This window comes from Pantoea phytobeneficialis (genome assembly GCF_009728735.1).
Taxonomy (GTDB): Bacteria; Pseudomonadota; Gammaproteobacteria; order Enterobacterales; family Enterobacteriaceae; genus Pantoea; species Pantoea phytobeneficialis.
Window position 1 is genome coordinate 308,227 of the sequence record NZ_CP024637.1, and the last position, 12,582, is coordinate 320,808.

Genomic DNA, 12,582 nt, shown 5'->3' on the forward strand with positions numbered 1-12,582 from the left:
GCCACTATGCAATTGCAGAATAAACGTTGTGTGATTACCGGCGCGGCCAGCGGCATTGGGGCGGCGATTGCCGTCCTGTTCGCCCGTGAGGGGGCGAGGTTGATATTGACCGATCGTGACGCCGATAAACTGGCGTGGCAGGTGACGCAATGCCAGCAGCTCGGTGCGGAGTGTCACGCGGTGGTGGCGGATGTTGGTGAGATCAAGGGTGCCACCGCTGGCGTAGACGCCTGCCTCACGCGTTTTGACGGTATTGATGTGCTGGTCAATAACGCCGGGATGTTAACTCAGGCGCGTTGCACGGAGATCACCCTGGCGATGTGGGAAGAGATGATGGCGGTGGATCTGCGTAGCGTGTTTCTCGCCACTCAACGGGCGCTGCCCGTCATGCAGGCTCAGCGCTGGGGCAGGGTGATTAACATCGCCTCGCAGCTGGGGATCAAAGGAGGCGCGGAGTTGTGTCACTATGCCGCCGCCAAAGCCGGTGTGATTGGGTTTACCAAATCGCTGGCGCTGGAAGTCTCGGCGGATAACGTGTTGGTCAACGCCATCGCCCCCGGCCCGATTGAGACGCCACTGATTGATGGCATCAATCAGGCATGGAAGCAGGCCAAAGCGGCTGAATTGCCGCTGGGACGCTTTGGTCGTGCTGAAGAAGTGGCACCGGTAGCGCTGCTGCTCGCCAGTGAACCCGGCGGCAACTTGTTTGTCGGCCAGACGCTGGGACCCAATTCTGGCGATGTGATGCCCTGACGGAGGCAATGATGTGTGGAGTCTGCGGCCTGCTGGATAACGGGCCGCAGTGGAGCGATCCACTGCGCCAGGATATCCCCCAACGTCAGCTACGTTTGCAACAACTGGCGCTGCTTAACCGCGCGCTCAAGCCGTGGCGACTGACGTTAACCGAGTTTCACAACAGTTGGCTGTTAGCCAGCCCAACCGGACAACAAGTGCTGGTGAATTCTCTGGATGTACTGTGGCAGGAAGCGGAAAAGATGATCCGACGTCCTGTCGATCCACTGGATGATAACTGGCTGAACGTGCTGTAAGGAGAGCGGATGGATTATCAGGAAAAGTTACCCTTACACGTACTGAGCGGCTTCCTTGGCAGCGGTAAAACCACCTTGCTGAAAGGCTGGCTGGCGCAACAAAACCTGAATGAGGTCGCGTTGCTGGTCAATGAGTTCGGCGAAGTGGGTATTGACCACCATTTGCTGAATGAAGTGGCACCGGATACCGTGCTGCTGCCGAGTGGCTGCGTCTGCTGTCAGATCCGTGGCGAGTTGAAAACCGCGCTGCTCGATCTGTTTGAACGTCGCACGCGTGGCCTGCTGCCACCGTTTAAGCAGGTGATTCTGGAAACCACCGGACTCGCCGACCCCTCGCCGATTCTTTCAACGCTGCTGCACGATCGACAACTCCAGCATCATTTCATTCAGGGCACGCTGGTGACACTGGTGGATGCGGAACATGCGCGTATGCAGGCGGATGTACAACCTGAATGGCTGGCGCAGGTTAGCGCGGCAGATAAATTGCTGATAAGCAAAAGCGATCGCATCAACCCATCGCAGCAGACCTTGCTGGCTGACTGGCTAGGTCAGCTCAACCCACTGGCACAACTTAGCGATACGCGTACGGCGCTGAACGACCCGCATAGCCTGTTTCTCCTGCCGTTACGCAGCGGTTCACGCCAACAGCGTTTTCGCTGGCTGGGTGCCTGCGCGAATGATGGCTACCGGCTGGCACCGACGACGCACAGCGTTTCACATCCGGTTACGCAAACCTGCGTGATCACTCTGCATCAGTCGTTAAACTGGCCAGCATTTGCTATCTGGCTGTCAATGCTATTACATTGCCACGGTCGCACGGTGCTGCGGATGAAGGGCATTTTACGTGTCAGCGACAGCAGCACGCCGATTGTTATCCACGGTGTGCAACACACCTTACATCCGCCGGTACATCTGCACGACTGGCCCGGTGAGCTGGAGAGTTCAAAACTGGTATTTATTTTGCGCGGTCTGGAGGCCGATCGCCTGCAACAGGCGTTCAGCCGCTACCTGCGGGCGTTTGAGGAGCCATAACGGTATGAATTCTGCGGCAGTGGTCAACGACCAACTGACCTTACGCGTGCTCGGAACCTCCGTCACGCTGCTGGAGATGCTGCGCGTGCGCGCGGAGCAGGATCTCGGCATCAAAATTGAATATATGCTGCGCAGCGTCGAAGATGCGCAGCGCATCGCGGTGATGCATCCCGAAAGTTATGACCTGTACGACCAATGGTTCCACAACATCGATTTTGTCTGGCCTGCACGCGCCATCCAACCGCTGGAGATTAAGCGGCTGACCTGGTGGGACGAAGTCAATGCCCTGGCAAAAACCGGCACCCTCAACACCGATGGGGTGCTGGCCGATGGCAGCGTGCCATCGCAACGCTTATATGTGCAACGTGATTTGCACCTCGGTAGCCAGCCAAGCGATCACATCAGTATGCTGCCGCTGACCCACAATGCGGATAGCTTCGCTTATCACGTTGACCGGCTGCCTGCGGCCTTGCAGGGCGCAGAGGAGAGCTGGGGGTGGTTGCTGCATCCGGCGCTTACCGGCCAGGTCGCGTTGCAGGAAGATGCCGCGATGGGGGGACTCGATGCGGCGCTGGCGATGCAGGGCGCGGGGCTGGCGCGGTTTGCCAACACCGGCAACCTGACGCTGGAAGAGATTGATGTGCTGACGCAGGCGCTGTCGCGCCTTAATCGCCACGGGCATTTCGCCGCGTTCTGGGCCACCCAGGAGCAGGCGTGTGATTTGATTGAAAACCGTCAGGTGGAGGTGCAGAGTCTGTGGGCACCGATCTACTTCCGTCACCACTTCCATCAACGTGGTTATAAGATGGCGCATCCGCGCGAAGGCTATCGTGCATGGTATGGCGGCATGTCGTTGTCACGTTGCGCCACCGGCAGAATTAAAGACGCGGCTTACGCTTACCTGAACTGGTGGCAATCCGGCTGGCCGGGAGCGGTGATGGCGCGCCAGGGCTATTACATCTCTAACCCGGAGCGCAGCCGCGCGCATCTCTCTACCGCCGAGTGGGATTTCTGGTATGGCGGCAAACCCGCCGCAGAAATGCTTTACGACGCATGGGGCGCACCGTTGATACCGGAAGGCGAAAGCCGTGACGGCGGCAGCTATGAACAACGGATGAGCCATATCGCGGTGTGGAACTCGGTGATGGATGAACACAATTATCTGACACGCCGCTGGCAGGATTTTTTGCGTTCGTAATCATTTTACCAATGCGCGATAAATCGCGCCGCTACAACCAGCAAAAACAAGCGTAGCGGCACGATTTATCGCGCTTTTCTTTTAAATGGATCTTGTAGTCATATGGTGACAAAATTATATTAATAGATACTTTGTCACTATATGGATACATGCGGAGGGGTTATGTTGCCAGGTATGAAAGCCATCGGCCTGAAATGTCGCGAACGGCGCAAAGCCAAAGGCTGGACCCAACAGGTCGCGGCCTCACGCGCGGGCATTCATCGCACGCTGGTTTCAGAGATCGAGAACGGTGCCTACACTGGCTCGCTCAAGGCGTTTACCCTTTATCTCACCGCGATGGATTTGATGCTGACGGTACAAACCGCGGGTTTACCGCAGTTGGATGAGCTGGAGGCGTTGTTTGATGATGACTGATCTGAGCCAGCTCTCCCGACCCATTCGTCAGATTGAGGTCTATAACGGCGGTGAATACAGTGGCAGGCTGTTGCATGAACACGGCAGCTATAACTTCACCTATGCCAGTCCCGCCAGCCGTCGCGTGTCGCTGACCATGTTGCCGGATAACCGTATGGGTTATAACGCCAGCCGGTTGTTTAACATCTTTGAGATGAATATCCCGGAAGGGTACGTGCGTTACCATATCGCGGAGCGCTTGCGTCGCTACGTCGGTAGCATCTCCGACATGCTGTTTCTGGCATTGCAGCAAGATACCGGGATTGGCGCGCTTTCCTGCGTCAGCGATATCAATTTACCGCGTCCCACACCGGAGAAGCTGGAGGATTTACTGCGTTGGGATCATAAAGAGAGCGCCTTCCAGTATCTGTTGAACAAATATCTACTGCAAACCACCATCTCCGGTGTGCAGCCGAAAGTGATGATCAGCAGTGAAAGCCGGGGCACGGTGCTGTATCCCAATCTGATTGCGAAAACCGGTGATGAAGAGTATCCCCGCCTGGCGGAGAACGAGTTTATCTGTATGTCTCTGGCGCGCGCCTGTGGCTTGCCGGTAGCGGATTTTTGGCTATCAGATAACAAAGAATTGTTCATAATGGAGCGCTTTGATATTCAGGGAGAAAAGCGGCTGGCAATGGAAGATTTCTGCGTGCTGGCGGGTAAGACTGCGGATCATAAATACACGGGTTCATATGAAACCGGTGCCAGAATTGTCAGCCTGTTCACCCGCGACCAGGCGCAGGTCGAGCTGTACTGGCGCTATGTGTTGTTCAGTTGCATGGTGGGCAACGGTGATGCGCATCTGAAAAACTTTTCGCTGGTTTATCAGGCGGAAGGGGCAGCAATGCCACAACTCTCGCCATTATACGATGTGGTCAATACGCAGATTTACCCAACCAACGATAACGAACTGGCGTTAAAACTGAATAAAAGCAAACAATTTCCCGATCGGGACAACCTGATTAAATTTGGCCGCGAGTTAAAAATCATTCATCCCGAGCGAGTGCTGGAGGAGTTTGCCGATGTCATCAGCACCCAACTGACGCATTGTGCTGACTTCCCTGAATTGCAGGCTGCCATTGGACGCTCGCTGACCCGCAGCGGCGCAACTAACAACCTGTTCATGAATACCGATGTGAAAAGGCCGAAGAAAAGAAAGACCGATGTATTGCTGAAGTGAGGCGATAAAACGTATCTATATAGTGACAAAAATGAATTTTCCATCAATTTGTTGTTATATGGTGACAATAAAAGAGGCGGCCCGCAGGCCGCCGAAGCATCTCAACTCTCAATGGCAGTGAACATTGAGGAAGCAGTGGCAACACAATGATGAAGTCTTAACCCTTGACACCCCCGGCGGTCAGACCGCTGACCAGCCAGCGCTGCGCCAGCAGAAACACCAGCGTAATCGGGATGGCGGAAAGCACCGCCGCAGCGGCGAAGTCACCCCACAGGTAGTTCTGTGGATTGAGATATTGCTGCATCCCCACCGCCAGCGTGTAGCTGTTGACGTCGCGCAACAGCAACGAAGCCACTGGCACCTCGGTAACGGCTGCAATAAAGGCGAGGATAAACACCACCGCCAGGATCGGCACCGACAGCGGCAGTAACACCAGACGAAACGCCTGCCACGGCGTCGCGCCATCCAGGGCGGCGGCCTCTTCCAGCGAACCGTCAATGGTTTCGAAATAGCCTTTGATGGTCCAGACGTGCAGGGCGATGCCCCCCAGATAGGCAAAGATCACGCCACCGTGGGTATTCAGGCCGAGGAACGGCAGGTACTGGCCCAGACGATCAAACAACGCGTAAAGCGCCACCAGCGACAACACCGCCGGAAACATCTGGAAGATCAGCATGCCTTTCAACAGGCTGGCGCGTCCGGTGAAGCGCATACGGGCAAAGGCATACGCACAGGTGGTGGAGAGCGCCACGATGCCGAGTGCGCTGATACCGGCAATTTTGACCGAGTTCCACAGCCACAGCAGCACCGGGAAGGGCGGGGGCGTCACGCTGCCATCGGCGTGCTCGACGCTGAAGCCGAGCGCCAGCCGCCAGTGTTCCCACGACACCTGATCCGGGATTAAACTCCCGGTGGCAAAGTTTCCGGCACGCAGCGAGATCGCCACCACCATCAGCAGCGGGAACAGGATTGCCGCGATAAAGGCCAGCAACACCAGATGCGTCAGCAGCAGGCGCAATTTCTGCGATTTGGGTTGTACCATCGCCATAACGTCTCCTTAATCGAATTTCATCCGCACGGCTTTCAGGTTAATCACCGCCAGTGCGCCCACCAGCAGGAAGATCAGGGTGGCTATCGCCGCCGCCAGACCAAAGTCCTGACCGCCGCCGCCTTCAAAGGCGATACGCCAGGTGTAGTTAACCAGCAGGTCGGTGTAACCCGCCGGGGTGGTGGTGCCAAGCCGGTCGGGGCCACCATTGGTCAACAATTGCACCAGCACGAAGTTATTAAAGTTAAAGGCAAAGCTGGCGATCATGAGCGGCATCAACGGCTTCAGTAACAACGGCAGGGTGATCAAAAAGAAATTCTGCAACGGCCCGGCCCCGTCCATCGCTGAGGCTTCATAAAGATCGTCCGGGATCGCTTTTAACAGCCCCATGCACAAGATCATCATGTAGGGATAGCCCAGCCAGGTATTGACGATCACCAGCATGGCGCGCGCCAGCGTCGGATCGCTGAACCACGCAGGTTGAAAGCCAAACAGCGTCTTCAGCATCACGTTGATTTCGCCGAAGCTCTGATTAAACAATCCTTTAAAGATCAGGATCGAGATAAATGCCGGAACGGCATACGGCAGGATCAACATCACGCGGTAGACCGCTTTGCCGCGCAACGCTTCCCACTGCACCAGGCAGGCCAGCACCATCCCCACGGCGACCGTGAGCACCACGGTCAGCAGCGAAAAGATCAACGTCCAGCCGAAGATCGCCAGGAATGGTTTTTGGATCCCTTCATCGGTAAAGACGCGGATAAAGTTTTTCCAGCCGGTATTTACCGTAAACCCGGGACTGAGTTTCTCGCTGCCCCAGCTACCGTCGGCATTGACGCTCTGATAAAAACCGCTCAGCCCGTTGGCGCGATAGAACACGCCGCTTTGTTGGTTTTTCAACCGCCCATCATCACTCAGCAGATAAAGCGGGCGTGTACCGGAAAACTGGCGCAGGGAACTCATCACCAGTTGACGTCCATCCGGCAGTTCCGCATGGATTTGACTGAGCGCCTGACGATGGGTGGTGATAACACGCAAATTGGCACGTTCACCGGCAGGCGGCGTGGCGACCGTGAGTTTCAGTGACTGTTCACCCCCGAAGGCAAACGGCGCTGAAACGTAGGTTTGGCCGCTATCGGCCTCGGTCAGTACCAGCTGCCAGCGGTCACCTGCTGCAATCAGGTTGAAATTTAACCCAGCACCGTCCTGATACTGGCGACTCAGCAACACCTGCTGCGCACGTTCCAGCGTCAGTTGGTTGGTGCTGCTGTAGTTGGTAAACGCAATGGCGACGGTACAAACCAGCGGGAACAGCACAAACAAACCCATCCCGGCGATACCGGGATAAACGTAGCGCCAGGCATACGCACGGCGGTTGGCATAGATCCAGATACCAAGCGCACTGATAACCAGCGAAATCAGGGCAAACAGATATTCACCCTGGATATACATCAGCACCAACAGGTAGCCGACCAGCAGACAGCAGATCCCGACGAGAAGGCCCTTCAGCAACGTGCTTCCCGTTTGCGGTTTTCCTGACATGATCCGGTTTTCCTTAACAGCCAGTGACGAGCCGGATTGCTCCGGCCCGGCGAGTGGAAATTACTTATTCAGACGTGCTTTGGCATCTTTCAACGCGGCATCAACCGTCTGACGGCCGCTCAGGGCGTTAAGCGTGGCGGTGCGCATCGCGTACCAGAAGGCCGCCATCTGCGGGATGTTCGGCATAATGTCGCCGTTCTGGGCGTTACTCATGGTGGCGGCAATACGCGGATCTTTCTCGAGCTGCTGCTGGAAGGATTTGAGCGCCACGGCACCCAGCGGCTTGTCTTTATTCACCGCCTCCAGTCCGGTATCGGTCAGCAGATAGTTTTCGAGAAACTCTTTCGCCAGCTCTTTATTCGGGCTGGCAGCATTGATCCCGGCACTCAACACGCCGACAAAGGCTTTCGACGGCTTGCCATTCAGTGTCGGCAGCAGGGTGACGCCATATTTGATGCCGCTTTTGTCAATATTGCTCCATGCCCAGGGACCGTTAATGGTCATGGCGGTCTGGCCCTTGTTAAACGCCGCTTCCGCGATGGAGTAGTCGGTATCGGCATTGAGGGTTTTGGCTTTGACCTGATCCACCAGGAACTGCAAACCGGCTTTTGCCCCGGCGTTATCGACACCCACGTCTTTCACGTTGTAATGGCCGTCGGCGTATTTAAAGGCGTAGGCACCGCCTGCCGCCAGCAGCGGCCAGGTGAAGTAGGGTTCCTGGAGGTTGAACATCAGGGCGCTTTTGCCTTGTTTACGCATTTGCTTGTCGAGCGCGGCGATCTCTTCCCAGGTTTTGGGCGGGGAGGGCAATAAATCCTTGTTATAAATCAGCGACAGGGCTTCAACTGAAATTGGGTAACCGATCAACTTACCATTGAAACGCACCGCGTCCCAGGTGAACGGGAAGAGTTTTTCCTGAAAATTTTTATCCGGGGTGATTTCCGCCAGCAGGCCCGATTCGGCATAACCGCCAAACCGGTCGTGCGCCCAGAAGATGATATCCGGGCCGTCACCGGTCGCCGCCACCTGCGGGTATTTCTCTTCCATTTTGTCCGGGTGTTCCACCGTCACCTTGATGCCGGTCTCCTGCTCAAACTTTTTCCCCACCTCAGCCAGGCCGTTATAGCCTTTATCGCCGTTGATCCAGATGACCAGTTTTCCTTCTTCGATTTTTGCCATCGCGGTTGCCGAAAATAAAACGGCAGAAAGGGCTGATAAGGCGAGAATGCGTGCGCCGGTTTTCATCGTCATAACTCCATCCTGTTAGCGGTAACGAAAATTTCTGTTGTCGCCACATTGTGTGGATTCAGGTTGCGTTCTCATCCTCCTCCCCTCTACGCCCGTCGCGCGTCCAATGTGATCGCCGTTGCAAAACTGCCCGGTTATCACGGTCTGGCGCACAAAAATGGCGCTGTCAGTTTGTATTGCCGATCACAAAAATGCCTGGCGGCCCCGTCACCCCTGACTGTCAGCCATGATCTCCTCCTCCCGTCTCCTCCCCCATAAATCCGCCCGGTGTGGAGGATGTTACCGGCGTCAGCCTTGCCCATAGTGGTCGCCGGAGTCTGCCCGCCGTGATACGGGCAAGGATTAGCAAGCTGAGAGGAAAAGCATCATGGCGAGCGTCGCGTTACGCAATGTCACTAAGACCTGGGGCGACACCGAGGTATCGAAAGATATCAATCTGGAGATCGGTGAAGGGGAGTTCGTGGTGTTTGTCGGCCCATCAGGCTGTGGTAAATCCACGCTACTGCGCATGATCGCCGGGCTGGAAACCATCACCCGCGGCGAGTTGTTGATTGGTGATCAACGCATGAATGATGTACCGCCTGCCGAACGTGGCGTTGGCATGGTGTTCCAGTCCTACGCCCTCTATCCCCATCTTTCCGTGGCGGAAAATATGTCCTTCGGCCTGAAACTGGCCGGGGTGAAAAAGGCGGAGATTCAACAACGGGTAAATCAGGTGGCGGAGGTGTTGCAACTGGCGCATCTGCTCGACCGCCGCCCCAAAGCGCTCTCCGGCGGGCAGCGTCAACGCGTCGCCATTGGTCGTACGCTGGTGGCTGAACCCCGCGTGTTTTTGCTGGATGAACCGTTATCCAATCTCGACGCGGCACTGCGTGTGCAGATGCGCATCGAGATTTCCCGTCTGCATAAGCGACTGAAACGCACCATGATTTATGTCACCCACGATCAAGTCGAAGCCATGACGCTGGCTGACAAAATCGTGGTACTTGACGCCGGACGCGTCGCCCAGGTCGGTCGTCCACTTGAGCTTTATCACTATCCCGCCAACCGCTTTGTCGCCGGTTTTATTGGCTCCCCCAAGATGAATTTTCTGCCGGTGAAAGTCACCGCGACCTCGATTGAGCAGGTTCAGGTACGGCTGCCCAACGATCAACTGGTGTGGTTGCCGGTGGACAGTGCCGGGGTGCAGGTGGGTAGCAACATGTCGTTAGGCATTCGTCCCGAACATCTGATTTCCAGCGATATCGCCGATGTCACCCTCGAAGGTGAGGTGCAGGTGGTCGAGCAACTCGGTTTTGAAACGCAAATTCACATCCAAATCCCCGCCATCCGTCAGAACCTGGTTTACCGCCAGGAAGACGTGGTGCTGGTAGAAGAGGGCGCCCTGATGGGCATTGGCCTGCCGCCAGAACGTTGCCATCTGTTCCGTGAAGATGGCAGCGCCTGTCGCAGGCTGCATCAGGAGCCTGGTGTTTAGCCCCGTAAAAACAAGAAAAGCAATGACCTCAGGAGATAAAAACATGTTAACTCTGCGCAAACTCCCTCTCGCGGTTGCCATCGCGGCGGGTACGCTCTCTGCCCCATCGATGGCGGTGGATTTCACCGGCTATGCCCGTTCCGGCATCGGCTGGACCGGCAGTGGTGGTGAACAACAATGTTTTCAGGCAACCGGTGCGCAAAGCAAATACCGTCTGGGTAACGAATGCGAAACCTACGCTGAATTGAAACTGGGCCAGGAAGTGTGGAAAGAGGGCGATAAGAGCTTCTATTTCGACACTAACGTGGCCTATTCGGTATCACAGCAAAACGACTGGGAAGCGACCTCCCCGGCGTTCCGTGAAGCCAACGTCAAAGGCAAGAACCTGATTGATGCCCTGCCGGGCGCCACCATGTGGGCCGGTAAGCGCTTCTATCAACGCCATGACGTCCATATGATCGACTTCTACTACTGGGATATCTCCGGTCCGGGAGCGGGTCTGGAAGATGTTGATCTCGGTTTTGGCAAACTCTCCTTCGCTGCCACGCGTTCGTCAGAATCCGGCGGTTCTTACACCTTCTCCAGCGATCAAACGCGTGATTACGCCACCGCCACGGCCAACGATGTGTTCGATATCCGTCTGGCGGGGCTGCAAACTAACCCGAATGGCGTACTGGAACTGGGTGTTGATTACGGACGTGCCAATGAGCGTGATGGCTACCATCTGGAAAATGGCGCGTCAAAAGATGGCTGGATGTTCACAGCTGAACATACCCAAAGCATGCTGAAGGGCTACAACAAGTTTGTGTTGCAATACGCCTCCGATGCCATGACCTCACAAGGCAAAGGGCTGCCACAGGGCACCAGCCTGAATAACAACGGTAATATGTACCGGATCCTCGACCACGGGGCGATTTCGCTGGCGGATCGTTGGGATCTGATGTACGTCGCCATGTACCAGGACATCGATCTCGACAATAACCGTGGTACCGAATGGTACACCGTGGGTGTGCGTCCGATGTACAAATGGACGCCGATCATGAGTACCTTGCTGGAAGTGGGCTACGACAACGTCAAGTCACAACAGGCGAATGAGCGCAACGGTCAGTACAAAATCACCCTCGCGCAACAATGGCAGGCTGGCGACAGCATCTGGTCGCGTCCGGCACTGCGTCTGTTCGCGACTTACGCCAAATGGGATGAGAAGTGGGGCTACACCAAAGACTCCTCTGCCGATATCACCTCTTTTGCCGCAGCGGATAGCAGCGGTAACGGCATCCTGACCAACAGTCGCGGTAATAACGACGAGTGGACGTTTGGTGCGCAGATGGAGATTTGGTGGTAATTCGCTAGTTTATCGATCGTTTATTCGGCAGCGGCGGCCATTGCCTGGTTCCGTCGCTGCTGATCTGCTCATAAGGCCAAAACAATGAAAATGACAAAAACACTGGCGGCGCTCTGCCTGAGTGCTGCGCTGCTGGCGGGGCAAAGTCTGCCAGCCTATGCCGATATCACCCTCGTACCCCAGGATCTCTCTGCGGCACCGACATTCCCAACCGCCAGCCTGCAACAATTGAGCTGGCTCCCGGTAGATGCTTCGCGCACTCAGGTCAGCAAATTGTCGAACAGCGCTATCCCGACCGGTGCCGCCGGGGTAACGGGCGCAGTGGCAGCCTATAGCCTGCCTGCCAATATCGGTGAACTGAACGTCACTTTAACCAGCGAGGTGGAAAACAATCAGGTGTTCGCACCGAACGTTCTGGTGCTGGATGAAAACCTGCGTCCCGCTGCCTGGTTTCCGAGTAAGTTCTTTACCTATCAGCAACCGGGTGTGATGACACCGGATCGACTGGAAGGGTTGATGAGGCTGACGCCGGTGCCCGGCCAGCGCAAGATTTACTTGCTGGTGTTTACTACCGAGCAGGATCTGACGCAAACCACCACATTGCTGGACCCGGCCAAGGCGTATGCCAAAGGCACCAGCAACGCGATACCTGATATTCCTGATCCGATCGCGCGCCACACCGGCACCGGTACGCTGAAGCTGAAAGTCAAAACCAGTTCTGGCTCGTCAATCCTGGTGGGGCCGTTATTTGGTTCGTCCGGCCCGGCACCGGTGATGGTCGGCAGTACCCAGGCGGCAACGCCGGCCGTCGTGACAACGTCACCTGCACCGAAAAGCGCGCCGATTATGAATGACACCGAGAGCTACTTTAATCAGAACATCCGCCAGGCGGTTGAGCAGGGCAACATTGATAAAGCGCTCAAACTGCTGGATGAGGCCGAACGGCTGGGATCAACCACCGCACGGCCAACGTTTATCAGCAGTGTTAAAGGCAAGGGGTGATGTTACCC

General features: G+C 56.1%; 12 protein-coding genes. 9 read left to right on the forward strand and 3 right to left on the reverse strand.

Translation table 11 applies throughout. From position 1 onward, the window contains the following. The first annotated feature begins 6 nt into the window (after window positions 1–6). The 6 genes from CTZ24_RS21685 (at window position 7) to CTZ24_RS21710 (ending at window position 4,912) form a co-directional block, all read left to right on the forward strand. On the forward strand, window positions 7–753 hold the full coding sequence (locus tag CTZ24_RS21685) for an SDR family NAD(P)-dependent oxidoreductase (RefSeq protein WP_208726523.1): 747 nt from the start codon (window positions 7–9) through the stop codon (window positions 751–753). 11 nt (window positions 754–764) lie between these two features. Further along, window positions 765–1,049: a hypothetical protein gene (locus CTZ24_RS21690; RefSeq protein WP_208726583.1), complete on the forward strand. Its 285-nt coding sequence runs from the start codon at window positions 765–767 to the stop codon at window positions 1,047–1,049. A 9-nt stretch (window positions 1,050–1,058) separates the two neighbouring features. After that, entirely contained in the window at window positions 1,059–2,081 is a 1,023-nt protein-coding gene (locus tag CTZ24_RS21695; RefSeq protein ID WP_208726525.1) for a CobW family GTP-binding protein, read from the forward strand. Window positions 2,082–2,085: 4 nt separating this feature from the next. After that, window positions 2,086–3,279 carry an ABC transporter substrate-binding protein gene (locus tag CTZ24_RS21700; RefSeq protein WP_208726527.1) on the forward strand — a complete coding sequence of 398 codons (1,194 nt, stop codon included), beginning with the start codon at window positions 2,086–2,088 and terminating at the stop codon, window positions 3,277–3,279. Between the two features lie 162 nt (window positions 3,280–3,441). Further along, window positions 3,442–3,693: a helix-turn-helix domain-containing protein gene (locus CTZ24_RS21705; RefSeq protein WP_208726529.1), complete on the forward strand. Its 252-nt coding sequence runs from the start codon at window positions 3,442–3,444 to the stop codon at window positions 3,691–3,693. Continuing rightward, window positions 3,683–4,912 (forward strand): type II toxin-antitoxin system HipA family toxin, encoded by a 1,230-nt coding sequence (locus CTZ24_RS21710; RefSeq protein ID WP_208726530.1) that lies wholly within the window; start codon window positions 3,683–3,685, stop codon window positions 4,910–4,912. Before CTZ24_RS21705 ends, CTZ24_RS21710 begins: the two co-directional genes overlap by 11 nt. A gap of 157 nt (window positions 4,913–5,069) precedes the next feature. Here CTZ24_RS21710 and malG read toward each other — a convergent pair whose 3' ends face one another. The 3 genes from malG to malE are packed head-to-tail and all read right to left on the reverse strand — an operon-like array spanning window position 5,070 to window position 8,753. Beyond that, entirely contained in the window at window positions 5,070–5,960 is an 891-nt protein-coding gene (malG, locus tag CTZ24_RS21715) for a maltose ABC transporter permease MalG (protein ID WP_208726532.1), read from the reverse strand. Between the two features lie 9 nt (window positions 5,961–5,969). Continuing rightward, a complete protein-coding gene (gene malF / locus CTZ24_RS21720; protein WP_208726534.1) occupies window positions 5,970–7,502 on the reverse strand; it encodes a maltose ABC transporter permease MalF in 1,533 nt (510 codons plus the stop codon). 60 nt (window positions 7,503–7,562) lie between these two features. Beyond that, a complete protein-coding gene (malE, locus tag CTZ24_RS21725; protein ID WP_208726536.1) occupies window positions 7,563–8,753 on the reverse strand; it encodes a maltose/maltodextrin ABC transporter substrate-binding protein MalE in 1,191 nt (396 codons plus the stop codon). 364 nt (window positions 8,754–9,117) lie between these two features. On the opposite strand from malE, the gene malK reads away from it, so the two are divergent. The 3 genes from malK (at window position 9,118) to malM (ending at window position 12,574) form a co-directional block, all read left to right on the forward strand. After that, window positions 9,118–10,227, forward strand: coding sequence for a maltose/maltodextrin ABC transporter ATP-binding protein MalK (gene malK / locus CTZ24_RS21730; protein WP_208726538.1), 1,110 nt, complete (start codon window positions 9,118–9,120; stop codon window positions 10,225–10,227). Between the two features lie 43 nt (window positions 10,228–10,270). Beyond that, entirely contained in the window at window positions 10,271–11,572 is a 1,302-nt protein-coding gene (locus CTZ24_RS21735) for a maltoporin (protein WP_208726541.1), read from the forward strand. 84 nt (window positions 11,573–11,656) lie between these two features. After that, window positions 11,657–12,574: a maltose operon protein MalM gene (gene malM, locus CTZ24_RS21740; RefSeq protein ID WP_208726543.1), complete on the forward strand. Its 918-nt coding sequence runs from the start codon at window positions 11,657–11,659 to the stop codon at window positions 12,572–12,574. The last annotated feature ends 8 nt before the right edge of the window (window positions 12,575–12,582 follow it).